Origin of the sequence: Hydrogenophaga sp. RWCD_12 (genome assembly GCF_046604225.1) — a bacterium.
In the GTDB taxonomy this organism is placed as follows: domain Bacteria; phylum Pseudomonadota; class Gammaproteobacteria; order Burkholderiales; family Burkholderiaceae_C; genus Hydrogenophaga.
Genome location: NZ_JBKIXC010000002.1, coordinates 811760 through 836907 on the forward strand (window position 1 = coordinate 811760; position 25148 = coordinate 836907).

A 25148-nucleotide genomic window follows, 5' to 3' on the forward strand; every position below is an offset into this window, starting at 1 on the left:
CTGGTGTTCCAGCCGGGTCACTCGATCCGCTGATGCCACCGTCCGTCGCCTTGGCGTACAGTGCGTTCTCCTTATGCAAACCGATGCAAACGTTTCTCCTACAGGCGCCGTCCGTCCGTCCCTGCCGGTGGACGTGGTGATGCGCAGAGAGCCGGTCACCGGCCCGATGGCGCGCTGGCAGTCCTGGCGCTGGGTGCTGGCCGATGTGCTGCCGGCGGGGGAGCCGCTGGAGGCCGACGTTCATCCGCCGCCGCCGGCCGCACCGCAGGAAGTCCAGCCGCTGCCGGGCGCGGTCGCCGTCGAAGGTGCGCGTTACTGGCTTTACGCAGGGCTTCTGGTGACGCTGTATCGCGACGATGCAGAAGGCTACTTCCTCAACCTCAACAGCCCGCAACCCTGCTTCTGGGTGTTCTGGCGGGCCGACGGCGAACAGATGCTCGACGGTGAAGCAGTGGCCGTGCCGCAGATCGTCACACTCAGCTACCACGACGCGGGCCGCTGGCTCGACGCGCAGGAAAAAGTGGACCAGGTGCCTGCTCCGCCCGAGGTGGTCGGCTGGCTGCGCGCCTTTGTCGATGGTCACTACCAGCCCGAAGCCAAGCGCCGTCGGCGGCCCGAAAGTTTCAAACCGCTGACCGACCGCTTCGGCCAGCCGGTGCGCATTTCGACCGAAAAAGTCCAGCGCGGTCCGGGTCCGCAAGGTGGTGGTCATGGCGGCTGACGAGGGCGACAGCTTCTTCTCACGCTGGTCGCGCCGCAAGGTGCAGGTGCGCAGCGGCGCGCCGGTGCCCGAATCTCCGCCTGCGGTGGCAGTGCCTGCCGCCGTCCCTGCGCAGCCTGCCGCCCTCACACCGCCGGTGGACGACGCGCCCGCACCGCCGCCGCCCACGCTGGAGGACACGCAGAGCCTCACGCCGGCGTCCGACTTCAGCCGCTTCGTTGCCCGCGACGTTTCGCCCGAGGTCCGCAATGCCGCGGTCAAGAAGCTGTTCGCCGATCCGCACTTCAACGTGATGGACGGGCTGGACATCTACATCGACGACTACTCCAAGCCCAGCCCGCTGTCGGCCGCCGACATGGCGAAGATGGTCAGCGCCCAGTTCCTGAAGCTGGTGGACGACCCCGAAGAACAGAAAAAATCCGAGGCTACCGCCGCTGCAGCGTTGGACCACGGCAGCGAAGCCGCCACCACAGAATCCGACACCCGCGCACCAGACGCGGCAGAACCCGAAGAGACCCACGATGACCACGCTGATCTGCAACTGCAACCAGACCATGCCCCTGGACGCCAAGGCCCTGGGCCAGGCGCTGGATGAAGACCTGACGCTGCACACCACGCTGTGTCGGCGTGAGGCGCCTGCCTTTCAGAAGGCCAGCCGCAGCCGCGACGAACTGGTTGTGGCCTGCACACAGGAACGCCGCCTCTTCAGCGAACTCGCCGACCAGACCGAAGGCGCCGTGTCCCTGCAGGAGCGCCCGATCCGCTTCGTCAACATCCGCGAGACCGGTGGCTGGGGCCGCGAGGCCGCGCAGGCCACGCCCAAGATGGCGGCCCTGCTCGCGGCGGCCCGCCTGCCCGAGGCCGAGCCGGTGCCGACCGTGACCTACACCAGCGAAGGCCGCCTGCTGATCATCGGCCCGCTGGAGCAGGCCGAAGCCATGGCCGCCCTGGTGAACGACGCGCTGGACGTGACCCTGCTCGCCACCGGCGGCAGCGGCATGCAGGCGCGCCAGTACCCGGTGCTCGCCGGCCAGGTCCAGAGTCTGCGCGGCTGGCTCGGCGCATTCGATGTGGTGGTGAGCAGCAGCAACCCGATCGACCTCGACCTGTGCACCCGCTGCAACGCCTGCGTGGCCGCCTGCCCCGAGGGTGCCATCGGGCTCGACTATCAGGTGGACCTGTCGCTGTGCAAATCCCATCGCGCCTGCGTCAAGGCCTGCGAGGCCGTGGGCGCGATCAACTTCCAGCGCGGTGCGCAGGAGCGCGAAGAGAAGTTCGACCTTGTGCTTGACCTGCGGGCCGCACCCGCTTTCACGCAGCAGGCATTGCCGCAGGGTTATGTGCATCTGCCGCCTTCGGCCGATGCGCTGGCCCGTGTGCGTGCGGTCACTCAGATGCGCGACCTGGTCGGCGAGTTCGAAAAGCCGAAGTTCTTCACCTACAAGCAGAGTCTCTGCGCCCACGGCCGCAACCAGAGCGTGGGTTGCAACGCCTGTGTGGATGTGTGCTCGGCCTCGGCCATCGGCAGCGATCTCAAGAGAAACCAGATCGTCGTCAACCCCAACCTCTGCGTCGGCTGCGGCACCTGCACCACCGTCTGCCCGACCGGCGCGCTCAGCTACGCCTACCCGCGCGCCAGCGAGCAGGGCGTGAAGCTGCGCACCCTGCTGGCCACCTTCAGCAAAGCCGGCGGCAGGGACGCCGCCCTGCTGCTGCACAGCCAGGAGGCGGGCGCAGCGCTGGTCAACGACCTCGGCCGCCTGGCGCAGCTCGACAGGAGCGTGCGCGGCGTGCCGGCCCGCGTGATTCCGCTGCCCCTGTGGCACACCGCCTCCACCGGCATCGACCTCTGGCTCACCGCCTTCGCCTATGGCGCCTCTCAGGTCTGGGTGCTGATGACCGGCGAAGAAGCGCCGCAGTACCACGAGGCCTTGAGCGCGCAGATGGCGGTGGCCGAGGCCGTGCTGCAGGGGCTGGGCTACGCCGGCCGGCACTTCAAGCTGATCGAGGTGCGCGACGCGCGCGATCTCGCCGTTCTCGATACCGAGCTGGCCGAGGCGCCTGCGCAGGGCGTGGTCAGACGGGCCAGCTTCGCTCTGCTGGGTGACAAGCGTGGCACGCTCGACCTCGCGCTGGGTCATCTGCTCGACGACAGTGCTGGTCGCGCCGCGCGCACGAAAGACGCCGCCATCGCGTTGCCCGCCGCTTCGCCCTTTGGCAGCCTGAACGTCAACCGCGACGCCTGCACGCTCTGCCTGAGCTGTGTCAGCGCCTGCCCGGCCGGCGCGCTGCAGGACAACACCGAACGCCCGCAGCTGCGGTTCATCGAAAAGAACTGCGTGCAGTGCGGACTGTGCGCCACCACCTGCCCCGAAAACGCCATCTCCCTTCAGCCGCGCCTGCTGCTCAGCGAAGAACGCCGCCAGCCACGCGTGCTCCACGAAGCGCAGCCGTACCAGTGCGTGCGCTGCAGCAAACCGTTCGGCACGCTCAAGGGCATTGAAGTGATGCTCGCCAAACTCAGCGGCCACGCCATGTTCCAGGGCGAGGCGCTGGAGCGCCTGAAAATGTGCGGCGACTGCCGCGTGGTGGACATCTACACCAACCCGGGCGAATCGAAGATCACCGACCTTTGATGCCTCCAGCGACCAATTGCCCGAACCCGCCATGAACGACCAGATTCCCGTCTCTTCCGCCCTCGACGAAGAAACCGCCCGCGCCGAGGTGTATGGCCTGCTGGCTGCGCTGTTTTACGCAGCACCCGGCGGCGAACTGCTGGCCCAGCTGCGCGTGGCCGTGACCGAGGCGCCTGCGGCCGGCGGCTTCCTCGAAGAGCCGTGGCGCCGGTTCGTGGGTACCGCGCGAGAGATGAGCGACGAACAGGTGGCCAACGAATACGACGCGCTGTTCGGCGGCGTCGGCAAGCCCGAGGTCTATCTGTTCGGTTCCTGGTATCTCAGCGGTTTCCTGAACGAAAAGCCTCTGGCTGCTCTGCGCGGCGATCTGGCTGCGCTAAGCCTGTCGCGCGACGAGACCATGCCCGAAACCGAGGACCACTTCGCCTGCGTCTGCGAAGTCATGCGCTACCTCATCGCGGGCGACGACGTGGAAGTCGCCAACCTCACCCAGCAGCAGAAGTTCTTCAGTACCCACGTGCAGCCCTGGGCGACGCAAATGTGTGACGCCATCGCTGCCCATCCCAAGGCAAAGTTCTACGCTGCGCTGGCGACGTTCACGGCGGCGTTCGTCAGTGTGGAGACGCAGGGGTTTGATCTGATGGCGTGAAAGATGCGGTGCGCACCGGGCACCGGCGCGTTCTTGAAGTCTGTCCGTTCAGCACCATGTGGCTCCGGGGGGTCTGCTTCATCGGATCCGGAAAGGCGCTCTTGGACATCACCTTGCTTTGGATCTTGTGTGCCGCCCTGATCGTGGCGGGCCTGGCGGGCACCGTGCTGCCCGTGGTGCCGGGCACGGTGCTCGTGTGGGGGGGTATCGTGCTGGGCGCCTGGATCGACGACTTCCAGCGCGTGGGCACAGCCACCCTGGTGGTGGTCACGGTAGTGGCCGTGCTGGCCTGGGTGCTGGACTACGTGGCGGGACTGCTCGGCGCGCGCAGGGCTGGTGCCAGCCGGCTGGCCCTGGTGGGTGCGGCGATCGGCACTGTGGCTGGGTTGTTCATGGGGCTGGTTGGCGTGCTGTTCATGCCTTTGGTCGGTGCCGCGCTGGGAGAGTACCTGGCCCGCAAGGACGAGACCCGTGCCGTCAAGGTGGGGTTGGCCACCTGGCTCGGCATCATGCTGGGGCTACTGGCCAAGGTGGTGCTGGCGTTTGTCATGGTGGGGCTGTTTGTCGCGGCGCTGCTGATCTGAAAGGCGCCCGCAGTCAGGCGCCGGAGGGGGAGCGATCCGGTTGCAAGGTGGTCGAGAGCGTGCGCACGAAGCCGTGTTCCTGCGCCAGAAAGTCCCAGCGTTCAACGCGACAGCAGCGCTCGCGGGCAGGCTCCCAACGCACGATGTTCACCGAATTCGGCACGCCGGGACGCTGGCGCGAAGACACGGCGGTGCCCGCCTGCACCGCCCACACGCGGCGATCCAGACCAGGCAGGGCCAGCGTGTAAGGCAGATGGATATGCCCCCCCAGCAGCAGATCGGCACCTGCGGCTGCCCAGGCCCGAACAGCCCCACGGTGTCCCTGCAGCAGGTGCGGACGGTCGCCGGGCTCGGTCACAGCCAGCGGCTGGTGCACCACCACCACCCGCAGCTGCTGCCCACCCGCCTGACGCAGCAGCCTTGTCACGCGTTCAATCTGCGCGTCGGACACGTCGCCGTTGCGATGGCGCCAGGCGCGCGTGGTGTTCACGCCGATGACCAGCCATTCGGGTGACTCCTGCACCGGTTCGAGATCACTGCCGAAGGCGGCGGCGTAGCGGGCATAGGGGCGGCTCAGCCGGGTCACCAGATTCAGCAGCGGGATGTCGTGGTTGCCCGGGATCGCCAGGACCCGCACTCCCAGCCGGTCGGAAAAAGCCCTGGCCTGCTGGAACTGCGCTGGCCGAGCGCGCTGGGTGATGTCCCCCGACAGCACCACGAGGTCGGGTCGCTGTTGGGCGGCCAGGTCCAGCAGGGCTTCGACAACCTGTGGCCGTTCGGTGCCGAAGTGGGTGTCCGAGATGTGCAGCAGCACGCTCACGGGACGATCCTCCATACTGCGCTCATGAAAGGGCCTGCAACAGGTAGAGCGGCCGGTCCAGCACGCGGAAGTCGATCGGGGCACGCATGCGCGACACCTCGCCGTCGAAGGCCACCATCACCTCCCTGCGGCCCGGCAGCAACCGTGGCCGAACCACCAGGTGCTGGAACTCGAAGCTCTCCACACCGGCGGCTTCACCCAGGCGGCCCATGGCCCCATGCAGCAGCAGACCGATCATCGACCGCGTGCCGATGGGTCGCAGCATCAGCGCGGCCATGCTGCCGTGTCCGGGCGTGCCGGCGACCGTGTCCCGCGGGTCGGCGCCGAGCTGCTCCAGCTGCAGCCGGTTGTTGCCCACGAAAAGGGTCAGGGTCTGCACATCGCGGACCCGTTCGCCCAGTTCGATGTGCAGTCGCAGACGGCGTTGCGCGCGCAGCAGGGTGGCACAGGCCGCCACAAAGGCGACCCAGCGGCTGCGGCCGAAGCGCGCCTTGTAGGCCTCGCGGTCCTGCAGCAGTTCCGGGTAGATCCCCAGACTGGCGTTGACCAGGAATACGCGGTCGTTGATGGCACCCACCTGCACCGGCTGCGGCTTAGCGTTCATCAGAAGCTGGGCTGCCGCGGCCGGGTCGGTGGGAATGCCATGGGTCCTGGCGAAGTAGTTGAAGGTGCCGTACGGAACCACACCCATGGCGCAGCCGGCCGTGTGCGCGGCCTGCGCCACTGCATTGAGGCTGCCGTCACCCCCCACGGCGACCACCGCCGACCGCCAGGCCATGGCCGCGTCGGCGGCCCGGGCCGCCACACGCGGCAACTCGGCGGGATGGCACACCAGCAGTTCGCCCAGTCGCCCGTGCGCGGCCAGTGCCGACTCGATTACGGCCCGCTTGGCGTTGACATCGTGTGCTCCCGCCGCTGCGTTGATGACGAAGAGCAGCGGTGATGCGGGATCGTAGGGCGGAACAGGCATGAAGGTAGGGACGCGGGTGGGCCGAGTGTGAGTCGGCGTGGCTCCTTGGTGTTCAGTTTTTTTCGATCTGCGCGTTCGGCCCAGGCTCCTTGCACGGTGTGCCGCCTGGAGGCACAGTGCGGGTGTTTTTTGCCCCAGCGAGACCGTCCCGGCATGCCAGTCCAGCCCCATCCACCCCCGACCAGATCCGAGCTCCGCAAGGACCGGCGACGCACCGCCGTGGCGCGGATCGCGGACAACCAGCTGTCGTCGATGCGCGGCACCCTGGCCGATACGATTGGTCATGACAGCCGGCAGCGGCTGGTCTGGCTGGCTCTGCTGGCGATGCCCCTGCTGTTCCCGGTGGCGCTGCCGGGCATGGGCTCGGCCGTGGGAGTCTTCTGTCTGGTGATCGCTTCCGGGCTTTGCGCTGGCCGGTCGGTGCCCCTGCCGGCCTGGCTCGGCGAGCGGACACTCAACGACCGTGTCCGGGAGCTGCTGACCCGCATGCTGGCCCGCGTCATTCACCTCATTGCGCGCCTGGGTCGGCCCCGGTGGCTGGGGCTGAGCCAGCACTCCGCCCGGTGGTTCAACGGCCTGATGCTGTCGGTGGCGGGCGTGTCCATGCTGGTGCCCGTGCCCGTCATCAGCTTCGACAACGTACTGCCCGCCCTCGCCATGGTGCTGACGGCTTGGGGGCTGCGCCTGCGCGACGGCCTGATGCTGATGGCCGGTCACGTCGCGACGCTGGTGGCTGCGGCGTCGGTGGTGCTGCTGTGGTGGGGTGGATCCCGGCTCGTGGCCGACCTGCTCACCCGCGTTGGTGTTCCCGTCCTCCAGTGACCTCGCCAGGCACGCGCGTTCGGTTCAACCCCCGGGCCGCCCATCTCGCGTGTTCACCGCCTCGGGCGCCTGCGGCTCGGTCAGCAGCCGCACGCTGAACACTGCGCCGCTGTGGCCATCCCCTCGGTTGCCTGCCGTGATGCCGCCGCCATAACGCTCCACCAGCCCCAGGCTGATCCACAGGCCCAGGCCATTGCCATCGTTCTTGGTGGTGAAGAAGGGACGGAACAGGCGTTCCTCCACCCCGGGCGCGAGGCCGGGCCCGGAGTCCACCACTTGCAGCAGCGCGCCGCGGGCGCCGTGTTCGCCGGTCAAGTCCGTTGTGACCAGCCGCAGCGTGCCGCCTTGCGGCATCGCCTGGATGGCGTTGATGAGCAGGTTGATGATCACCTGCTGCAGCTCCTGCCGGTTGAAGCCGACGCGCTGCGTGGCCTGCAGATCGCGCACCACCTCAATGCGGGTCTGCGCCAGCAGGTGGGCCACCAGCACCAGGCAGTCGTGCACGGTCTGGTTGAGGTCCAGCGTTTCCACATAGCCCGCGTATTCGGTGGGCCTTGCGTACTGCAGCAACTGGGTGACGATCAGGCGCATGCGCTCGACCTGTTCGTCCAGCAGCTTGAGTTCGGCCGTGACAGGCCGGGCGTGCTGGCCCAGGGTGTCGCGGATCAGGTCGAGGTTGCCCTGCATCACCGCGATGGGGTTGTTGATCTCGTGCGCGATGCTGGCGGTGAGCTGGCCGATGGCGGCGAGCTTTTCGCTCTTGACCAGCTGCTGCTGCGCCAGCTGCAGCGAGGCGTTGCTGGCCTCCAGTTCGCGGGTGCGTTCGGCCACCTTGTGGTCCAGCTCCTCACCCCAGCGGCGCAGCGCGGTGGTCTTGTCGTCGATCACGTCCAGCAGCTGGTCGAGATGGCCGGCCAGCGCCCCGAGTTCGTCACGCGCCGGCAGCTGGCCCACGCGGGCGGCAGCCTCGCCGTCTTCCACGCGCTGCATGGTGCGGTTCATCTGCTCGACCGGGCGGAAGATGCTGCGCGCCCAGCGCACCGAGAACCACGCCGAGACCGCCATCACCGCGAGAAAGATCAGCCCCATGAGCGCCAGCATGGCGTGGCGCACCCAGCGGAAGGGCGACTCGAGAAAACCGACGTAAAGCATGCCCACGCGCTGCCCCGCAGCGTCCTGCAGTGGCTCGTAGGCCGAGACGTACCAGTCGTTGACGACGAAGGCGCGGTCGAGCCAGGTCTGGCCCTGGGTCAGCACGTGGTCGCGCACGGTCTGCGAGACGCGCGTGCCGATCGCGCGCTGGTTCTGGAACAGCCGTACGTTGGTGGTGATGCGCACGTCGTCCAGGAACAGCGTCGCCGTGCCTTCGCTGCCGAAGGGCAGGGCGCCTTCGGGATAGACGATGCGGTTGATGTGGTCGATCAGATCCAGGTTCTGGTTGAGCAGCAGGCCGCCCACCAGCAGGCCCTGCGCCTGGCCGCCAGCGTCCAGCACCGGCTGCAGCGCCAGAACCACGAGGGCGCGATCTTCGGTGCCGCGCGCGTCGGGGGCGGCGTTGCGCGTGGCCACCAGGGGAATGTGCAGGCGCGGTAGCAGTTGCGGCGCGAGGGTGGCGAGTTCGTCGCGCGAGAGGCGCACCAGCTGCGCCGACCGGGTCTGCGCGAGCGTATTGGCAGGCGGGAGCAGGTTTGCGACGCTGGCCGGCAGCGTGTCGTTCGACCCGTTGGCGCGGTACAGCAGCAGGAAGTCCAGCCCCAGCTCCAGCCGATCGGCACTGAGCCGGTCCGCCAGGTCTGCGCTGTCCAGTGCCTGCAGCAGGCGCTGTGAACGGGCGACGCCCCGCGTGCCGCTGCCCACTTCGGTGAGCACCTGGTCGAAGTAGCCGCGCGCGACCGCGAGGTCGCTGCGCACCTTGGTGATCAGTAGGCGGTCGTAGGTGACGCTGCTCCACACCGTGATCGCCAGCACCAGCAAGGGGAACACCACCAGCAGCGGCAGCAGGGCCATGGCCAGCAGCTTGTTGCGCACCGAGGTGGCGAGCCAGCGGGGCGTGGGCAGCTTCATCAGCGGCCGAAGTCGTTCAGGGGCGCGGGACCCGCCAGGTTCCACTCGGCCACGCGCCGCTCCAGCGTGCGGCGCGAGACGCCTAGCAGCTCGGCCGCCCGGGTCTTGTCGCCCTGCACCGAGTCGAGCACCGAGAGGATGTGCAGCTTCTCCATGGTCGCCAGGTCCATGGTGCCGGCGTTGGCCGGCAGCGGCGGGCGTGGCGCTTCACCCGGGTAGAGCGCCGAGACATTGAGCGTGCCGAGGATGAGCGATCGCTCGATCAGGTTGCGCAATTCGCGCACGTTGCCAGGCCAGCCGTATTGCGCCAGGAAGTCCATCTCCTGGGCCGTGATCTGCAGTGGCGGCACCCCCAGGGCCGGCGCGAGCTGCTCCATGAAGTGCTGCACCAGGGACGGTATGTCGGCCTTGTGTTCGCGCAGTGGCGGCAGGGTGAGCTCCACCACCTGCAGGCGGAAGTAGAGATCCTTGCGGAAGCGGCCGGCCGCCACTTCGTCGGCCAGTCGGCGGTTGCTCGCCGCCATGATGCGCAGGTTCAGGGGGACCAGTTGCTCGCTGCCCACCGGCCGGATCTTCAGGTCTTCGATCGCGCGCAGCAGCGTGGCCTGGATCGGCAGTGGCAGCTCGGCTACTTCATCGAGGAACAGGGTGCCGCCCTGGGCGTAGTGAAACAGGCCCTCGCGGGCGCGGGTCGCACCGGTGAACGCGCCGCGTGCGTGGCCGAAGAGTTCGCTCTCGATCAGTTCAGGCGAGACGGCGGCGCAGTTGACCGGGACGAACGGACCGTCGCTGCGGGCGCTGAGCGAATGCAGTTCGCGCGCGACCAGCTCCTTGCCGGTGCCCGACTCGCCCTGCAGCAGCACCGTGCTGTCGACGGCAGCGATCCGCTCGACCGAGGCCCGCAGCGCGGCCATGGCCTGCGAGTCGCCCACCAGGGCACCGCGCTGTCGGCGGGTGCCCGCGACGGCACGGCGCAACACGTAGTTCTCGCGGCGCAGGCGGGCGCGCTCGTGGCACTGCTTGACGGCGTTGAGGATCTGCGGGACGCGAAAGGGTTTGAGGATGAAGTCCGACGCGCCGGCGCGCAGCGCCTCGATGGCGGTGTCCAGATCGGCAAAGGCCGTGATAAGGATGACCTCGCCGGTGTAGCCCTGTTCGCGCAGGTCCTTGAGCCAGGCCACGCCGTTCTGTCCGGGAAGCGAGATGTCGAGGATGACCAGGTCGACATGGTGGCCACGCAACCACTCTGCGCCTTCTTCGGCACTGCCCGCACTCATCACGAAGTGACAACGCGGGACCAGGGTCTTGACCAGGAAGTTGAGCATGCCCTGCTCGTCGTCCACGATCAGGATCGACCAGTCGGGCCATCCTTCAAGGCTTTTTTCGGGGGTAGCGATGAAATTCGGGGGTTCCACCCGGCGCGATTCTACGGATGAAGCCGAGTGATTCGCTTGGTTAATCGCGCGAAAGTGGTCCATGCAAACCCTGCACTCCGGGCCCGGGGTCGCGACAATTTGTCGCAGCGTTGGGCGACAAGCTGACGCATTGCGGCATGGGTGTGCGTGCGCCACCGGTCTGTCGGCCCGCAGCCGCCGCAAAAGCCCGGGTCGACGGAATTGATTGAGTTGGTGGCACGCTTCTGGCTACCGCGCATGCCCTGGCCGGCGCCGTGGTGAGCGATCTGGCCGCCTGCCGATGGCGAACAGCTGGCGCCGAGCGAGCGGGCAGGCAAACACGCTTGTCAGCCCTCCGGTGCACGGATAGATTCGGACTGATTCGACATATGCAAACAGTCCGCAAGTGATCCGATTCCGGGCCACTGCTGGCTGTGTTCAACCAGGAGACAGCCCATGAGCAAGCCACCCCGCCAGGATCAACCTGCCCTGCGCCGCCGCAGCCTGTTTGCGGGCGTTGGCGTTGCGGGTGCCGCGGCCGCGGCCACGGCGCTGATGCCTTCGGTGCAGCCCGACGCCGTGGCGGCAGCGGAGCCGAAACCTGCTCCTGCACGCGGTGGCGGCTACAGCCTGACCGATCACGTCCAGCACTACTACAAGACCACCCGGATCTGACCCCGAGGAGCCCCACGATGTTGCTCACCAAGAAATCCACGGGCGCAGCGCCCTCCGGTCGCGGGCATTCGGCCTTCGTTCAGAGCCTGCAGCGCGGCCTCTCGACCGCATTGCCCACATTGGACCGCCGTTCGTTCCTGCGCCGCTCCGGCCTGGGAGTTGGCGTCGGCATTGCCGCTTCGCAGTTGTCGCTGGTGAAGAAGGCCAAGGCCGCGTCGGGTGGCTCCACCGACGGCACCGGCAAGATCGAAGTCAAGCGCACGGTCTGCACCCACTGCTCGGTGGGCTGTGCGACCGATGCCATCGTCGAGAACGGTGTCTGGGTGCGGCAGGAAGCAGTGTTCGATTCGCCGATCAACCTCGGCTCACACTGCGCCAAGGGCGCGGCCTTGCGCGAACACGGCCATGGCGAATACCGCCTGCGTTACCCGATGAAGCTGGTCAACGGCAAGTACCAGAAGATCAGCTGGGACCAGGCGCTGGACGAGATCACCGCCAAGATGAAAGCGCTGAAAGAGGCCAGTGGCCCCGATTCGGTCTACTTTGTCGGTTCGTCCAAGCACAACAACGAACAGGCCTACCTGCTGCGCAAGTTCGTGAGTTTCTGGGGCACCAACAACTGCGACCACCAGGCGCGGATCTGCCACTCCACCACGGTGGCTGGTGTCGCGAACACCTGGGGTTACGGTGCGATGACCAATTCGTACAATGACATGCAGAACAGCAAGTGCGCGTTGTACATCGGCTCCAACGCCGCCGAAGCGCACCCGGTCTCGATGCTGCACATGCTGCACGCCAAGGAAAACGGCTGCAAGATGATCGTGGTCGACCCGCGCTTCACCCGCACCGCTGCCAAGGCCGACGAGTTCGTGCGCATCCGCTCGGGCACCGACATCCCCTTCCTGTTCGGCCTGCTGCACCACATCTTCAAGAACGGCTGGGAAGACAAGCAGTACATCAACGACCGCGTCTTCGGCATGGACAAGGTGCGCGACGAGGTGCTGGCCAAGTGGACGCCCGCGGCGGTGGAAGAAGCCTGCGGCGTCAAGGAAGAGCAGATGGCCAAAGTGGCCAAGATGCTGGCCGAGGCCAAGCCCGCCACCATCGTCTGGTGCATGGGCCAGACGCAGCACACGATCGGCAACGCGATGGTGCGTGCTTCGTGCATCCTGCAGCTGGCGCTGGGCAACATCGGCAAGAGCGGCGGCGGCACCAACATCTTCCGCGGCCACGACAACGTGCAGGGCGCGACGGACGTCGGCCCCAATCCCGACTCGCTGCCGGGTTACTACGGCCTGGCGGCCGGTTCCTGGAAACACTTCGCCGCTGCCTGGGGCGTGGACTACGAGTGGATCAAGAAACAGTACGCCGAAGGCACGATGGAAAAGCCCGGCATCACGGTGTCGCGCTGGATCGACGGTGTGCTGGAGAAGAACGAACTGATCGACCAGGGGCCGAACCTGCGCGGTGTCTTCTTCTGGGGCCACGCGCCCAACTCGCAGACCCGCGGTCTGGAGATGAAGCGCGCGATGGACAAGCTGGACCTGCTGGTGGTGGTGGACCCATACCCCTCGGCCACGGCGGCGATGGCGGCCATGCCCGGCAAGGCGGAAGACCTCAATCCCAACCGTGCGGTGTACCTGCTGCCGGCAGCCACGCAGTTCGAGACCAGTGGTTCGTGCACCGCGTCCAACCGCTCGCTCCAGTGGCGCGAAAAGGTCATCGAACCTCTGTGGGAGAGCCGCACCGACCACATGATCATGTACCAGTTCGCGCAGAAGCTCGGCTTTGACAAAGAGCTGGTCAAGAACTACAAGATGCAGAAGGTCAAGGGCTTGGACGAGCCCGTCCCCGAGGACATCCTGCGAGAGATCAACCGCAGCGTCTGGACCATCGGCTACACCGGCCACAGCCCAGAGCGCCTGCAGGCCCACATGCGCAACATGGGCGCGTTCGACGTGAAGACGCTCAAGTGCAAGGGCAAGGTGGTCGACAAGATCAACGGCTACGACATGTCGGGCGACTACTTCGGCCTGCCCTGGCCCTGCTACGGCACCCCCGAGATCAAGCACCCCGGATCGCCCAACCTCTACGACACCTCCAAACACGTGATGGAGGGCGGCGGCAACTTCCGTGCGAATTTCGGGGTCGAGAAGGACGGCTTGAGCCTGCTGGCCGAAGACGGCTCGCACTCGGTGGGTGCCGAGATCACCACCGGCTACCCCGAGTTCGACCACCTGCTGCTCAAGAAGCTGGGCTGGTGGGACGACCTGAGCGACGCCGAGAAGGCCAAGGCCGAGGGCAAGAACTGGAAGACCGATCCGACCGGTGCCATCATCCGCGTGGCAATGGCACACGGCTGCCACCCGTTCGGCAACGCCAAGGCGCGCGCCATTGTCTGGAACTTCCCCGACGCGATTCCGCAGCACCGCGAGCCGATCTACGGCATCCGCCCGGACATGGTGGCCAAGTACCCCAGCCACGACGACCAGAAGAACCGCTGGCGCCTGCCCATCCTCTACAAGTCGCTGCAGCAGAAGAACATCGACGACAAGGTCCACGAGAAATTCCCGCTGATCATGACCTCCGGCCGTCTGGTGGAATACGAGGGCGGAGGCGAGGAAACACGTTCCAACCCCTGGCTGGCCGAGCTGCAGCAGGAGATGTTCGTCGAGATCAACCCGAAGCTGGCTGCCGCGCGTGGCATCCAGAACGGCGGACGGGTCTGGGTCAGCACCCCGACCGGTGCGCGGCTGAACGTGCAGGCACTGGTGACCGAGCGCGTGGACGACCACACGGTTTTCATGCCGTTCCACTTCTCCGGCCGCTGGCAGGGACAGGACATGAAGGACTACTACCCCGAAGGAGCCATGCCGATCGTGCGTGGCGAAGCGATCAACACCGCGACCACCTACGGCTACGACATCGTGACCATGATGCAGGAAACCAAGACGACGGTCTGCAATGTCGAGAAGGCTTAAGGAGACACCATGGCACGAATGAAATTCATCTGTGACGCCGAGCGCTGCATCGAGTGCAACGGTTGTGTCACCGCCTGCAAGAACGAGCACGAGGTGCCCTGGGGCGTGAACCGCCGCCGCGTTGTCACGCTCAACGACGGGGTGCCGGGCGAGAAGTCGATCTCGGTCGCCTGCATGCATTGCAGCGATGCGCCCTGCATGGCGGTCTGCCCGGTCAACTGCTTCTACCGCACCGAAGAGGGCGTGGTGCTGCACGACAAGGACGTCTGCATCGGCTGCGGCTACTGCAGCTATGCCTGTCCCTTTGGCGCGCCGCAGTTCCCGTCGCAAGGCACCTTTGGCGTGCGCGGCAAGATGGACAAGTGCACCTTCTGCGCTGGAGGCCCGGAAGAGCACGGCAGCGAGGCCGAGTTCGAGAAGTATGGCCGCAACCGTCTGGCCGAAGGCAAGCTGCCGGCCTGCGCCGAGATGTGCTCGACCAAGGCGCTGCTGGCCGGCGACGGCGACGTGGTGGCCGACATCTTCCGCACCCGAGTGGTCAACCGCGGCAAGGGTGCCGAAGTCTGGGGCTGGGGCACCGCCTACGGCACCGCCAAGGGAGGCTCCAAGTCATGAAGCTTTTGACCACCACCTTGGGAGTGCTGGCGATGGCCGCCGCACTGACCGCCTGCGGCGAGAAGCCACAGGAAATGGGCGGCGCCTCTCGCCACGACGAAGCACCCTACGCCGGCGTCGGCAAGAGCCAGTACCAGCAGCCGGGATGGAAGACGGGTGACAAGGCCAGCTGGGAGCAGCAGCTCAAGGCCCGCAGCCAGTACGGCATGAACGAGTATTCCCGCGCCACCCAATGAGGAGCCGCGCATGACCTACACACCTTTGGCGGCCTGGCGGCGATGGGCGCTGGCGCTGGCGTTGACCGGAGGCCTGGGCGTCGCGCAGGCCCAGGCGACCAAGACCGAGCCCGTGGCAGCACCACCGGCGGCCGCGGCGCCGACCGCGTCTGCGGCGCCCGGTGTCAAGAGCGCCAACATCTTCGAGATCGCGCCGGATGCGTCCAGCGACGCGAACTACACCAAGCAGTCCAACGCCGAGCGCCACGATGTGCAGCCGGGCAACAACGCGCCAATGTGGCGCGATGTGGGCAAGGGCGTGACCGGCTACAGCAGCCTGCCGGTGACGGAGGCGCCCGAGGCGGGCAACCTGATCCAACCTTTCGTGCAATACCCGGGTTCGCGCCTGACCAATGCCGGCGAGGCATGGCGCCAGGTGCGCAACCAGTGGCTGATTCCCTACGGCGGCTCGCTGTTGTTCATCGTGCTGCTGGCCCTGGCCATCTTCTACAAGACCAAGGGTCCGCTGGGTGGTCACCTGCCCGACACCGGTCGCAAGGTGGAGCGCTTCACGCCGTTCGAGCGAGCGGCGCACTGGTCCAACGCGGGCGCCTTCACCATCCTGGCGGTGTCGGGACTGGTCATGGCCTTCGGCAAGTTCTTCCTGCTGCCAGTGATCGGCAGCACGCTGTTCGGCTGGCTGACCTTCCTGCTGAAGAACCTGCACAACTTCGTGGGGCCGCTGTTTGCGGTGTCCCTGCTGGTCGTCATCGTCACCTTCATCAAGGACAACATCGCCAGCGCCGCCGACTTCGTCTGGCTGTCCCGGCTGGGCGGCATGCTGGGTGACAAGGAAGTGCCTTCCCACCGGTTCAACGCGGGCGAGAAGGGCATGTTCTGGTGGGGCGTGACGATCCCGGGCTTGTTCGTGGTCGGCTCCGGCCTGTTCCTGGACAAGCTGGTGCCCGGTATGCTCTACCTGCGCGGCGATATGCAGATTGCCCACATGATCCACATCACCGGTGCGGTGTTCATGATGGCGTTGATCGCAGGCCACATCTACATGGGCACGGTGGGCGTCAAGGGCGCCTACGACGGCATGAAGACCGGCTATGTGGACGAAGCCTGGGCGCAGGAACACCATGAACTCTGGCACGACGACATCAAGGCCGGCAAGATTCCCGCGCAACGCAGCAAGACCGAACCGCCCGCCCCGTTGCAGGCGACCGCCGAAGCCTGACCGGACCCAAGGACAATGCCATGAAGAAACTGTTTCTGTTGATGGGCCTGGCCAGCGTGTCGGTCGCCGCCATGGCCAACCTGGCCGCACCCGTGCTGGACGACGCCGCCAAGGCCAAGGCCGACGAAGCGAAGGCCAAAACCGCCTACACCGCCAAGGTCGATGCCTACAAGCTCTGCCTGTCGATGGACAAGGTCGCCGCGCACTACCAGAAGACCGCTGCGGCGACCGGCAAGCCCGCGAAACCAGCAACGGCCACACCACCGTGCGCCGACCCCGGACCGTTCGTGTGGCCTTTGCCAGCTGCTCCGGCCGCAGCCGCATCGACGGCTCCCGCAGCTCCGGCCCCCGCTGCGCCGGCACCGGCGGCGGCTCCGCCCAAGAAATCCTGACCAGACTTCTCCCTGACGCATGAACCTGGCCGAGCTGCCCACGATCATGGCCTCAATGCTGGAGGCCAGCACCCTGCCGTCGCCGCCCCGCCTGACCCAGGCGCGCGCGGATCTGACGCGCGAGGTCTCGGTGGTGGACGAGTCGGGACAGGTGAGCCGCATCCGCATTCCCGCCGAGCGCGATCTCACGGTCTATGTCGACAAGCGCGAGCTGGTCACGCTGATGACCCTGGGCGCCCATCCCGAGTGGCTGGTGCTGGGTTACCTGCTCAACCAGCGGCTGGTGGGATCGGTACAGGAAATCGAATCGATCTCGGTCGACTGGGAGGTCGGCGCAGCCGCCGTCGTCACCCGCCAGGGCATCGATCGCATCGAGGAGCGCACGGCGCGGCGCGTCGTCACCACCGGTTGTGGGCAGGGCAGCGTGTTCGGTGGCCTGATGGACGACGTCGACCGCATCCAGTTGCCGCCGCAGGCGCGCCTGCGCCAGTCGCAGCTGTACGAGATCGTCAACACGATCCGTCTGCACGACAGCACCTACAAGACCGCCGGTTCGGTGCACGCCTGTGCGCTGTTCGCCGGCGAGCATCTGCAGCTGTTCGTGGAAGACGTGGGGCGCCACAACGCGGTCGACACCATCGCCGGCTGGATGGCGCTGCAGCCGGCGCTTCCCGCCGGCGAGCGGGTGTTCTACACCACGGGTCGGCTGACCAGCGAAATGGTCATCAAGTCGGCCCAGATGGGCGTGCCGGTGGTGATCTCGCGCAGCGGCACCACCGAGATGGGACTGAATGTGGCCGAGCGCGTCGGCCTGTGCGCCATTGGTCGCGCCAAGCACCGCCACTTCCTCTGCTACACGCATCCGGAGCGGATCGTGTTCGACGCGCCGCCGCCCACTGCCGCATAAACTCGTGGCACCGCCAGCCGCCGGGCTGGCATCCTATCCATTCGAGTTCCGTTCATGAGCCGCGACGTCCACATCATCGATCACCCCCTGGTCCAGCACAAACTCACGCTGATGCGCCGCAAGGACACCAGCACCAAGAGCTTTCGCGAGCTGGTGCACGAGCTGTCGGCCCTGCTGGCCTACGAGATCACGCGCGACATGCCGATGCACGAGATCGAGATCGAAACGCCGCTGGAGACCATGAAGTCCCGCGTGATCGACGGCAAGAAGATCGTGCTGGCCTCGATTCTGCGCGCTGGCAACGGTTTCCTGGACGGCATGCTGCAGGTGATTCCCGGCGCGCGCGTGGGCCACATCGGCCTGTACCGCGACCCGGACACGCTGCAGGCGGTCGAGTACTACTTCAAGATGCCCAGCGGCATGGAAGAGCGAGACGTGATCGTGCTGGACCCGATGCTGGCGACCGGCAATTCGGCCGTGGCCGCGGTCGAGCGGCTGAAGGCAACCAAGCCGCGCTCGATCCGCTTCGTCTGCCTGGTCACCTGCCCGCAGGGCATCAAGACCTTCCACGATGCGCACCCCGACGTGCCGATCTACACGCCGGCGGTCGATCGCGAGCTGAACGACCACGGTTACATCGTGCCGGGTCTGGGCGATGCGGGTGACCGGATCTTCGGCACGAAATAGGGCTCACCCCCATCGCCGGTTCACTGCGTGTAACCGGCTCCGCCCCTCAAGGGGGCAACGCGTGCGGACCGGCGGAGCCGGACCCGCCGCGTTCTCGCTGCAGACACTTTCGCCGGAGACGTTCTTGCTTCTCGCAATCCATACCGTTCTGCGCGGGTGATGGGCATGGGGTAAGGTCTGCCCATGCAAACGGTTCCTGTTTCTTTCTGGTCTCTTGGCTGGCGGTCGCTGTGGCGCGACTGGCGGGCGGGTGAGCTGCGGCTGTTGCTGCTGGCGGTGACGCTGGCGGTGGCGGCGCTGACAGCGGTGGCGTTTTTTGCCGACCGGCTGCAGGGCGGCTTGCAGCGCGATGCGCGGGCTCTGATCGGTGGCGACGCGGTGATCCAGAGCGACCAGCCGGCGCCGCCGGCGTTTGCCGAGCGGGCGAAAGCGCTGGGCCTGCAGTCGGTGCAGACGCTGAGTTTTCCGACCATGGGCCGGGCGCGCGACGAGGACGGCGGCGCGGCGCGGCTGGTGGCGCTCAAGGTGGTGGCGCCGGGCTATCCATTGCGCGGTGGCTTGCGGGTGGCCGACGGGCCGGACACGCCCGAGGCAGCAACGCGCGACATTCCCGCGCCAGGCACGGTGTGGGTCGATGCAGCCCTGCTGTCGGCACTGGACCTGAAGATCGGCCAGCCGCTGCTGCTGGGGGATGCGAGCCTGACGCTGGCCAAGGTGATCGTGGTCGAGAGTGACCGGGGTGCGGGCTTCATGAGCTTTGCGCCGCGGGTCATGATCAACGCCGCCGATCTGCCCGCGACCGCGCTGGTGCAGCCGGCCAGCCGCATCGGCTACCGGCTGGCGCTGGCGGGCACGGAGCCGGCGGTGAAGCAGTACGTGGCCTGGGCCGAGGCAGAGATCAAGAAGCCGGGCGTGCGCGGCCTGCGGCTGGAGTCGCTCGAAGGCGGCCGACCTGAGATGCAGCAGACACTGGCGCGCGCCGAAAAATTCCTCAACCTCGTGGCCCTTCTGGCGGCGCTGCTGTCGGCGGTCGCGGTTGCGATCGCCGCGCGCGGTTTTGCGCAACGCCACCTGGACGACTGCGCGATGCTGCGCGTGCTGGGCCTGTCGCAGGGAGCGATGGCGCGCGCCTATGCCTTCGAGTTCATTGTCGTGGGACTGGCGGCGAGCGTGCTGGGGGTGATGGCCGGCTTTGCGCTGCACTACGTGTTCGTGCTGCTGCTGGCCGGGCTGGTGGAGTCGGCGCTGCCGGCCGCGTCCGTCTGGCCCGTGCTGCTGGGCCTGGGCATGGGGCTGACGCTGATGGTGGCGTTCGGCCTGCCGCCGGTGCTGCAACTGGCGCAGGTGCCGCCGCTGCGTGTGATCCGCCGGGACGTCGGGCAGCTCAAGCCGGCGACGCTGGTGGTGCTGGGGCTGGGCGTGGCGGGATTCGCGGTGCTGCTGCTGGCGGCGAGTCGCGATCTCAAGCTCGGTGGCATCGCGGTGGGTGGCTTCGCGGCGGCCGTGGCGGTGTTCGCCCTGGTCAGCTGGGGCGCGGTGTGGGTGCTGCGGCGCAGCGTCAACGAAGCGACCGCGCCGCGCGCGCTGGTGCTGGCCACGCGCCAGCTCTCGGCCCGGCCGGCCTACGCGGTGGTGCAGATCAGCTCGCTGGCCGTCGGTCTGCTGGCCCTGGTGTTGCTGGTGTTGCTGCGCACCGACCTGATTTCCAGCTGGCGCAATGCGACGCCGCCCGATGCGCCCAACCGCTTCGTGATCAACATCCAGCCCGAGCAGGGCGATCCCTTCCGGCAGGCGCTGACGGCTGGCGGCATCGCGAAGTTCGACTGGTTCCCGATGATCCGCGGCAGGCTGGTGAGCGTGAACGACAAATCCGTGCGTCCCGAGGACTACGCCAGCGACCGCGCGCAGCGCCTGGTCGAGCGCGAGTTCAACCTGTCGAACACGGCTGAGAAGCCGCCGCACAACGAGGTGGTGCAGGGCCGCTGGACGCCCGAAGAAGCGGGCGGCCTGAGTGTCGAGGAAGGGCTGGCCAAGGAGCTGGGCCTGAAGCTGGGGGACCGGCTGGGCTTCGACATGGCGGGCATGCCGGTCGAAGGCAAGATCACCAGCCTGCGAAAGGTCGACTGGGGTTCGATGCGGGTCAATTTCTTCGTGATCTTTCCGGTCGCGCACCTGCCCGATGTGCCCACCACCTTCATCAGCGCCTTCCGCGTCCCCGAGACCGACAAGCGCTTCGACAACGGGCTGGTGAGGCAATTCCCGAATATCACCAATGTCGACATGAGCCAGACCATCGCGCAGGTGCAACGCGTGCTGGGCCAGGTGATCCGTGCGGTCGAGTTCCTGTTTGCCTTCGCACTGGCGGCCGGGCTGGTCGTGCTGCTGGCCACCATCACCGCCACGCGCGGCGAGCGTGAGCGCGAGTTCGCGGTGCTGCGCGCGGTCGGCGCGAGTTCGAAGCTGCTGCGCGACGTGCAGAGAATCGAGCTGCTGGGGGTCGGTGTGCTTGCGGGCGTGCTGGCTTCGGTGGTTGCCATCGGAGTGGGCTGGGCGCTGGCGAAATACGCCTTCGAGTTCACCTGGGCACCGTCGCCCTGGGTGCCGCTGGCGGGAGGACTGACCGGTGGCGTATTGGCGCTGGCGGCAGGCTGGTGGGGGCTGCGCAGCGTGCTGCGCACGCCCGTGGTCGAAACCCTGCGGCGCGCCGCAATCTGAAATCCGCAAACCATGGACGAACAAGCAACCCCGGTATCTCCTGCCACGCCGTTTGAATGGATCGGAGGGGAAACGCGCGTGCGTGCGCTGGTGGACCGCTTCTACGACCTGATGGACATCGAGCCTGGCTACCACGAGCTGCGGCTGGCCCACGGCACCACGCTGGACGACGCGCGGCAGAAGCTGTTCTGGTACCTCTGCGGCTGGCTGGGCGGTCCCTCGTACTACGAAGACCGGTTCGGCCACCCGCGCCTGAAGATGCGCCACATGCCGTTCAAGATCGGCATCCTGGAGCGCGACCAGTGGCTGGCCTGCATGGACCAGGCCATGGGCGAAATCGCCGTGCCCGAAGACCTGCGCGCGCGGCTGCGCGACGCTTTCTTCAAGACCGCCGACTGGATGCGCAACACGCCGCGTTAGCCGCCTGGCCCTGAAAAGGCTTACCGCACCGGGGTACAGGTCGACAAGGCACGCTTGAACAGCACCTTGCCGTCGTACAGCGCAAAGACGTCGTCGTTCTCGCAGCGCATGCCCATGACGGGGCTCCCGTTGGCGAGGATGCGGGTGTTCATCAGGTACTTGGCCGTCGCCTGGCTGCCGTCCGTGTTGACCTGGATTTGCAGCTGCGTCACGGTGCTCTGTGAACCCAGGCCGGCCGAGCGCATCGCATTCGCCGACTCGCGCTGCAGCTTGCAGAGCTCGTCGCGCCCGCCGGTGCTCTTGGTTTCCGGTGCCCTGCTGCGGTCGATGAGCGTGAAGCTCAGGTCGGGCGCTGCGAGGGCGCAGTCGCTGGCGTAATCGCCACGGTCACTGTTTTCCCGGCTGCGCTGGATCACGCCTTCCACCACCGCCGTGGTCAGCCTGTCCACGCGGGCCACGGGCGCCGCAGGGGCTGCCGGCGCAACGGCTTCCTTCTTTGGCTCGGGCGGGCGGATCGTCACCTTCGGCAGGTCGGTCCGGCAGTCGGTGTCGGAATAGACGATCTGACCACTGGCGTTCTTGCACTTGTACATGGTTGCAGCGAAGGCGCTGGATGACGAGAGGACAACGGTCCCGAGACCGGTCAGCAATGTCGTGGCAAGACGAAGGCGCATGGCAAAGGGCTCCCTGATGTTGGCGCCCGCACTATAGCCGGCCGTGCCGGCGCTGCCAGTGCTGTCAGCGTCCGACCGGCTTGAGCAGGACCACCAGCGCGCCGGCTCCCCCCTCGGCCGGCCGCGCCTGCACGAAGGCGAGCACTTCCTTCTTCTGCACCAGCCAGCGCAGCACGCGGCCCTTGAGCACCGGCGTGCGCCCGGGCGAACCCAGCCCCTTGCCGTGGACCACGCGCACGCAGCGCAGGCCCAGGTGGTGGGCTTCGCGGACGAACTTGCCCAGCGCCTCGCGTGCCTCGTCGGTGCGCAGCCCGTGCAGGTCGATGTGCTTCTGGATGCTCCAGTGGCCCTCGCGCAGCTTGCGGGTCACGTCCGGCCCCAGGCCGGGGCGGCGGTAGCTCAGTTGCTCGTCGGTGTGCAACAGGGTCTCGACGTCGAACTCGTCCGACAGCGCTTCGCGCATCACCGCGTTTTCGTCGAGCTGGCGCTGCCGGGGCTCGGGCGGCACCGGCGTCAGCGGGTGCACCACGCGCCGGTGGGTGGCCAGCGGCTTCACCGGCCCGACAGCCAGCTCGAACAGGCGCTTCTCGCGGTCCAGCCGGACGGCCCGCAGTCGTTCGGCTTCGCGCGCCGCCGTCTCGGCGGCCACCCGCTGGGCGATCACCTTTTGCACGGACTTGAGTTCTGCGAGCGAGCGGACCTTCATGGCCCGGATTCTCGCGCAGGCGCAAAGGCCTTCAGACCAGACCGAGCTCTGCCATCGATGCCGCGTTGTCGCGGGTCACGATGAAGTGGTCGAGCACGCGCACGTCCACCAGCGACAGCGCCGCCTTGAGCGACTGTGTCAGCGCTTCGTCGGCGCGCGAGGGCCGGGCTTCGCCACTGGGATGGTTGTGCGCGAGCACGACCGAGGCCGCGTGGTGATGCAGGGCGCGCAACACGACTTCCCGCGGATAGACCGAGGTCTGGCTGAGGGTCCCGCGGAACAGTTCTTCGAGCGCCAGCAGGCGGTTCTGGCTGTCCAGGAACAGCACGCAGAACACCTCGTGCGCGCGGGCGCCCAGTTGCAGCTGCAGGTAGTCGCGCACTGCGCGCGGGCTGTCGAACAGCGGGCGCTGCTGCAGCTCTTGCGCCAGCGCGCGCCGGGCGAGCTCCAGCACGGCGACCACCTCGGCCCGTTTGGCCGGTCCGAGACCCTTGACGACCTTGAGCGCATCGGCGCCGGTGTGCAACAGGCCGCCGACGCCGCCGAAACGGTCGAGAAGTTCCTGGGCGAGCTGGATCACGTGCTTGCCGCTGATGCCGGTGCGCAGCAGCAGGGCCAGCAGCTCGGCGTCGCCCAGTGCGCCGGGGCCGCGCGCGAGCAGCTTTTCACGGGGCCGCGCGTCGGCGGGCAGGCTCTTGAGTCCGGTGGCGGCAAGGCCATTCATGTGGTGTGCTCCCTGGGTCTGGGCGGTTTTTACAATACGGGTTGTTGTCGGGCGGTCACGGATCGGGCGTTTTCCGTGCGTAGGTGCCTTCCGAGCCCGTGTTTCATCCCCCTTTTGTCCATGCCGCACATCCAAGAAGGTTCGTTCCTGACCCTGCACTACCGCATGTCGGGTCCCAACGGCCAGGTCATCATCAACACCTTCGAGGGCCAGCCCGCCACGCTCAGCCTGGGCGCCGGCGAACTCTCGCCCGCCATCGAACAGCACCTGATCGGGCTGGAAGAGGGCGTGCACACGACCATCGAACTGGCACCCGGCGAAGCCTTTGGCGAGCGCCAGCCCGAAATGGTCCAGTGGGTCGCCCGCAAGCTGCTGAACCAGCTGGGCGACCCGCATGAGAAATACGCGGTGGGCGACGTGGTGCAGTTCCCGACGCCAGATGGTCTGGGCAGCTACGCCGGGTCTGCTGTCGAGGTGGCCGACGACGGCGCGGTGCGGTTCGACTTCAACCACCCGCTGGCCGGCCAGCCGGTGAGTTTTGAAGTCCAGGTCATCGGAGTTCTGTGATGGCACCGCTGCAGGACATCCTTCTGGCCGAGCCGCGCGGCTTCTGTGCCGGCGTCGACCGCGCGATCGAGATCGTCGAGCGCGCCCTGGCCAAGTTCGGACGGCCGATCTATGTGCGCCACGAGATCGTGCACAACACGTACGTTGTCAACGACCTGAAGGAAAAGGGCGCGATCTTCATCGAAGACCTGGATGAGGTGCCACCCGGCGCGACGCTGGTGTTCTCGGCCCACGGCGTGAGCCAGGCGGTGCAGAAGGAAGCCGAACAGCGCGGCTTCCGCATCTTCGACGCGACCTGCCCGCTGGTGACCAAGGTGCACGTCGAAGTCGCCAAGCTGTTCAAGGAAGGCTACGAGTTCCTCATGATCGGCCACAAGGGCCACCCTGAGGTCGAGGGCACCATGGGGCAGCTCAGCGAGGGCATTCACCTGGTCGAGGACATCGACGATGTGGCCAAGGTGACTCCGCGGCAGACCGAACTGCTGGCGGTCGTGACCCAGACCACGCTGAGCGTGGACGACACGGCCGGCATCCTGGCCGCCGTCAAGGCGCGCTTCCCCAAGGTGCGCGAACCCAAGCAGCAGGACATCTGCTACGCCACGCAGAACCGGCAGGACGCCGTCAAGCTGCTGAGCCCGCAGGTGGATATCGTGATCGTGGTCGGCAGCCCGACCAGCAGCAACAGCAACCGGCTGCGCGAGGTGGCGCACCGCCTGGGTACGACGGCCTACATGGTCGACAACGCGGGCGAGTTGAAGGCCGAGTGGTTCGAGGGCAAGCAGCGCGTGGGCCTGACGGCCGGCGCCTCGGCGCCCGACATCCTGGTGCAGCAGGTGATCGAGCGCCTGCGCGAACTCGGCGCGATCTCGGTGCGCAAGCTCGACGGCATCACCGAAACCGTGAAGTTCCCGCTGCCCAAGGGCCTGAAGATCGATGGCGACGGCGCCATCGACCATATTCACTGAACCCG

General features: G+C 67.3%; 25 protein-coding genes. 18 read left to right on the forward strand and 7 right to left on the reverse strand.

Annotated elements, in window-relative coordinates; all coding sequences use genetic code 11:
* Positions 1-73 precede the first annotated feature (73 nt).
* The 5 genes from ACLIJ1_RS11005 to ACLIJ1_RS11025 all read left to right on the forward strand — a co-directional run bounded on the left by ACLIJ1_RS11005 (position 74) and on the right by ACLIJ1_RS11025 (position 4590).
* A complete protein-coding gene (locus ACLIJ1_RS11005; protein WP_411365551.1) occupies positions 74-721 on the forward strand; it encodes a DUF3305 domain-containing protein in 648 nt (215 codons plus the stop codon).
* The gene (locus tag ACLIJ1_RS11010; RefSeq protein ID WP_411365552.1) at positions 711-1316 is read left to right on the forward strand and encodes a DUF3306 domain-containing protein; all 606 of its coding nucleotides are present in this window, start codon (positions 711-713) and stop codon (positions 1314-1316) included. Before ACLIJ1_RS11005 ends, ACLIJ1_RS11010 begins: the two co-directional genes overlap by 11 nt.
* Positions 1276-3357, forward strand: coding sequence for a 4Fe-4S binding protein (locus tag ACLIJ1_RS11015; protein WP_411365751.1), 2082 nt, complete (start codon positions 1276-1278; stop codon positions 3355-3357). The genes ACLIJ1_RS11010 and ACLIJ1_RS11015 overlap by 41 nt, the downstream gene beginning before the upstream one ends.
* A gap of 31 nt (positions 3358-3388) precedes the next feature.
* Positions 3389-4006, forward strand: coding sequence for a molecular chaperone (locus tag ACLIJ1_RS11020; protein WP_411365553.1), 618 nt, complete (start codon positions 3389-3391; stop codon positions 4004-4006).
* Positions 4007-4107: 101 nt separating this feature from the next.
* Complete coding sequence (locus ACLIJ1_RS11025; protein WP_411365554.1) at positions 4108-4590, forward strand: DUF456 domain-containing protein; 483 nt, start codon at positions 4108-4110, stop codon at positions 4588-4590.
* A gap of 13 nt (positions 4591-4603) precedes the next feature.
* Here the strand turns inward: ACLIJ1_RS11025 and ACLIJ1_RS11030 are convergent, their stop codons facing one another.
* Positions 4604-5410 carry a metallophosphoesterase family protein gene (locus ACLIJ1_RS11030; RefSeq protein ID WP_411365752.1) on the reverse strand — a complete coding sequence of 269 codons (807 nt, stop codon included), beginning with the start codon at positions 5408-5410 and terminating at the stop codon, positions 4604-4606.
* Positions 5411-5432: 22 nt separating this feature from the next.
* Complete coding sequence (locus ACLIJ1_RS11035) at positions 5433-6380, reverse strand: diacylglycerol/lipid kinase family protein (protein ID WP_411365555.1); 948 nt, start codon at positions 6378-6380, stop codon at positions 5433-5435.
* A gap of 219 nt (positions 6381-6599) precedes the next feature.
* Here ACLIJ1_RS11035 and ACLIJ1_RS11040 point away from each other — a divergent pair, with 219 nt between their 5' ends.
* Positions 6600-7202, forward strand: a complete 603-nt coding sequence (locus tag ACLIJ1_RS11040; RefSeq protein ID WP_411365556.1) for an exopolysaccharide biosynthesis protein — start codon at positions 6600-6602, stop codon at positions 7200-7202.
* Between the two features lie 24 nt (positions 7203-7226).
* Here the strand turns inward: ACLIJ1_RS11040 and ACLIJ1_RS11045 are convergent, their stop codons facing one another.
* A complete protein-coding gene (locus tag ACLIJ1_RS11045; RefSeq protein ID WP_411365557.1) occupies positions 7227-9266 on the reverse strand; it encodes a cache domain-containing protein in 2040 nt (679 codons plus the stop codon).
* Complete coding sequence (locus ACLIJ1_RS11050; protein ID WP_411365558.1) at positions 9266-10681, reverse strand: sigma-54-dependent transcriptional regulator; 1416 nt, start codon at positions 10679-10681, stop codon at positions 9266-9268. The genes ACLIJ1_RS11045 and ACLIJ1_RS11050 overlap by 1 nt, the downstream gene beginning before the upstream one ends.
* A 435-nt stretch (positions 10682-11116) precedes the next feature.
* On the opposite strand from ACLIJ1_RS11050, the gene ACLIJ1_RS11055 reads away from it, so the two are divergent.
* From ACLIJ1_RS11055 to ACLIJ1_RS11100, 10 genes are all read left to right on the forward strand, one after another.
* The gene (locus ACLIJ1_RS11055; protein WP_411365559.1) at positions 11117-11335 is read left to right on the forward strand and encodes a formate dehydrogenase; all 219 of its coding nucleotides are present in this window, start codon (positions 11117-11119) and stop codon (positions 11333-11335) included.
* Positions 11336-11352: 17 nt separating this feature from the next.
* Positions 11353-14316, forward strand: a complete 2964-nt coding sequence (locus ACLIJ1_RS11060; RefSeq protein ID WP_411365560.1) for a formate dehydrogenase subunit alpha — start codon at positions 11353-11355, stop codon at positions 14314-14316.
* Between the two features lie 9 nt (positions 14317-14325).
* Positions 14326-14931 carry a formate dehydrogenase FDH3 subunit beta gene (gene fdh3B / locus ACLIJ1_RS11065; RefSeq protein WP_411365561.1) on the forward strand — a complete coding sequence of 202 codons (606 nt, stop codon included), beginning with the start codon at positions 14326-14328 and terminating at the stop codon, positions 14929-14931.
* Complete coding sequence (locus ACLIJ1_RS11070; protein ID WP_411365562.1) at positions 14928-15167, forward strand: hypothetical protein; 240 nt, start codon at positions 14928-14930, stop codon at positions 15165-15167. Before fdh3B ends, ACLIJ1_RS11070 begins: the two co-directional genes overlap by 4 nt.
* Positions 15168-15177: 10 nt before the next feature.
* Complete coding sequence (locus ACLIJ1_RS11075; RefSeq protein ID WP_411365563.1) at positions 15178-16386, forward strand: formate dehydrogenase subunit gamma; 1209 nt, start codon at positions 15178-15180, stop codon at positions 16384-16386.
* A gap of 20 nt (positions 16387-16406) precedes the next feature.
* Positions 16407-16778 (forward strand): hypothetical protein, encoded by a 372-nt coding sequence (locus tag ACLIJ1_RS11080; protein WP_411365564.1) that lies wholly within the window; start codon positions 16407-16409, stop codon positions 16776-16778.
* Between the two features lie 55 nt (positions 16779-16833).
* The gene (locus ACLIJ1_RS11085; RefSeq protein ID WP_411365753.1) at positions 16834-17685 is read left to right on the forward strand and encodes a formate dehydrogenase accessory sulfurtransferase FdhD; all 852 of its coding nucleotides are present in this window, start codon (positions 16834-16836) and stop codon (positions 17683-17685) included.
* 54 nt (positions 17686-17739) lie between these two features.
* Positions 17740-18372, forward strand: a complete 633-nt coding sequence (gene upp / locus ACLIJ1_RS11090; RefSeq protein ID WP_411365565.1) for a uracil phosphoribosyltransferase — start codon at positions 17740-17742, stop codon at positions 18370-18372.
* A 183-nt stretch (positions 18373-18555) separates the two neighbouring features.
* Positions 18556-21087 (forward strand): ABC transporter permease, encoded by a 2532-nt coding sequence (locus ACLIJ1_RS11095; protein WP_411365566.1) that lies wholly within the window; start codon positions 18556-18558, stop codon positions 21085-21087.
* Positions 21088-21099: 12 nt separating this feature from the next.
* Complete coding sequence (locus ACLIJ1_RS11100) at positions 21100-21507, forward strand: group II truncated hemoglobin (RefSeq protein WP_411365567.1); 408 nt, start codon at positions 21100-21102, stop codon at positions 21505-21507.
* Between the two features lie 20 nt (positions 21508-21527).
* Here ACLIJ1_RS11100 and ACLIJ1_RS11105 read toward each other — a convergent pair whose 3' ends face one another.
* The 3 genes from ACLIJ1_RS11105 to radC form a co-directional block, all read right to left on the reverse strand.
* Positions 21528-22181, reverse strand: a complete 654-nt coding sequence (locus ACLIJ1_RS11105) for a DUF4124 domain-containing protein (RefSeq protein WP_411365568.1) — start codon at positions 22179-22181, stop codon at positions 21528-21530.
* A gap of 64 nt (positions 22182-22245) precedes the next feature.
* Positions 22246-22887, reverse strand: coding sequence for a Smr/MutS family protein (locus ACLIJ1_RS11110; protein WP_411365569.1), 642 nt, complete (start codon positions 22885-22887; stop codon positions 22246-22248).
* A gap of 31 nt (positions 22888-22918) precedes the next feature.
* Positions 22919-23611, reverse strand: coding sequence for a RadC family protein (gene radC / locus ACLIJ1_RS11115; protein WP_411365570.1), 693 nt, complete (start codon positions 23609-23611; stop codon positions 22919-22921).
* 120 nt (positions 23612-23731) lie between these two features.
* Here radC and ACLIJ1_RS11120 point away from each other — a divergent pair, with 120 nt between their 5' ends.
* A complete protein-coding gene (locus ACLIJ1_RS11120) occupies positions 23732-24178 on the forward strand; it encodes an FKBP-type peptidyl-prolyl cis-trans isomerase (RefSeq protein WP_411365571.1) in 447 nt (148 codons plus the stop codon).
* Entirely contained in the window at positions 24178-25143 is a 966-nt protein-coding gene (gene ispH, locus ACLIJ1_RS11125; protein ID WP_411365572.1) for a 4-hydroxy-3-methylbut-2-enyl diphosphate reductase, read from the forward strand. Before ACLIJ1_RS11120 ends, ispH begins: the two co-directional genes overlap by 1 nt.
* Positions 25144-25148: the final 5 nt, after the last annotated feature.

Bases quoted from the DNA above. Each gene is read 5' to 3' on its own strand.
- ACLIJ1_RS11075 (WP_411365563.1), top strand. From the start codon at position 15,178: ATGACCTACACACCTTTGGCGGCCTGGCGGCGATGGGCGCTGGCGCTG.
- ACLIJ1_RS11035 (WP_411365555.1), bottom strand. From the start codon at position 6,380: ATGCCTGTTCCGCCCTACGATCCCGCATCACCGCTGCTCTTCGTCATC.
- ispH (WP_411365572.1), top strand. From the start codon at position 24,178: ATGGCACCGCTGCAGGACATCCTTCTGGCCGAGCCGCGCGGCTTCTGT.
- ACLIJ1_RS11010 (WP_411365552.1), top strand. From the start codon at position 711: ATGGCGGCTGACGAGGGCGACAGCTTCTTCTCACGCTGGTCGCGCCGC.
- ACLIJ1_RS11015 (WP_411365751.1), top strand. From the start codon at position 1,276: ATGCCCCTGGACGCCAAGGCCCTGGGCCAGGCGCTGGATGAAGACCTG.
- ACLIJ1_RS11095 (WP_411365566.1), top strand. From the start codon at position 18,556: ATGCAAACGGTTCCTGTTTCTTTCTGGTCTCTTGGCTGGCGGTCGCTG.
- ACLIJ1_RS11060 (WP_411365560.1), top strand. From the start codon at position 11,353: ATGTTGCTCACCAAGAAATCCACGGGCGCAGCGCCCTCCGGTCGCGGG.
- ACLIJ1_RS11100 (WP_411365567.1), top strand. From the start codon at position 21,100: ATGGACGAACAAGCAACCCCGGTATCTCCTGCCACGCCGTTTGAATGG.
- fdh3B (WP_411365561.1), top strand. From the start codon at position 14,326: ATGGCACGAATGAAATTCATCTGTGACGCCGAGCGCTGCATCGAGTGC.
- ACLIJ1_RS11120 (WP_411365571.1), top strand. From the start codon at position 23,732: ATGCCGCACATCCAAGAAGGTTCGTTCCTGACCCTGCACTACCGCATG.
- ACLIJ1_RS11080 (WP_411365564.1), top strand. From the start codon at position 16,407: ATGAAGAAACTGTTTCTGTTGATGGGCCTGGCCAGCGTGTCGGTCGCC.
- ACLIJ1_RS11005 (WP_411365551.1), top strand. From the start codon at position 74: ATGCAAACCGATGCAAACGTTTCTCCTACAGGCGCCGTCCGTCCGTCC.
- ACLIJ1_RS11055 (WP_411365559.1), top strand. From the start codon at position 11,117: ATGAGCAAGCCACCCCGCCAGGATCAACCTGCCCTGCGCCGCCGCAGC.
- radC (WP_411365570.1), bottom strand. From the start codon at position 23,611: ATGAATGGCCTTGCCGCCACCGGACTCAAGAGCCTGCCCGCCGACGCG.
- ACLIJ1_RS11110 (WP_411365569.1), bottom strand. From the start codon at position 22,887: ATGAAGGTCCGCTCGCTCGCAGAACTCAAGTCCGTGCAAAAGGTGATC.
- upp (WP_411365565.1), top strand. From the start codon at position 17,740: ATGAGCCGCGACGTCCACATCATCGATCACCCCCTGGTCCAGCACAAA.
- ACLIJ1_RS11085 (WP_411365753.1), top strand. From the start codon at position 16,834: ATGCTGGAGGCCAGCACCCTGCCGTCGCCGCCCCGCCTGACCCAGGCG.
- ACLIJ1_RS11105 (WP_411365568.1), bottom strand. From the start codon at position 22,181: ATGCGCCTTCGTCTTGCCACGACATTGCTGACCGGTCTCGGGACCGTT.
- ACLIJ1_RS11045 (WP_411365557.1), bottom strand. From the start codon at position 9,266: ATGAAGCTGCCCACGCCCCGCTGGCTCGCCACCTCGGTGCGCAACAAG.
- ACLIJ1_RS11020 (WP_411365553.1), top strand. From the start codon at position 3,389: ATGAACGACCAGATTCCCGTCTCTTCCGCCCTCGACGAAGAAACCGCC.
- ACLIJ1_RS11070 (WP_411365562.1), top strand. From the start codon at position 14,928: ATGAAGCTTTTGACCACCACCTTGGGAGTGCTGGCGATGGCCGCCGCA.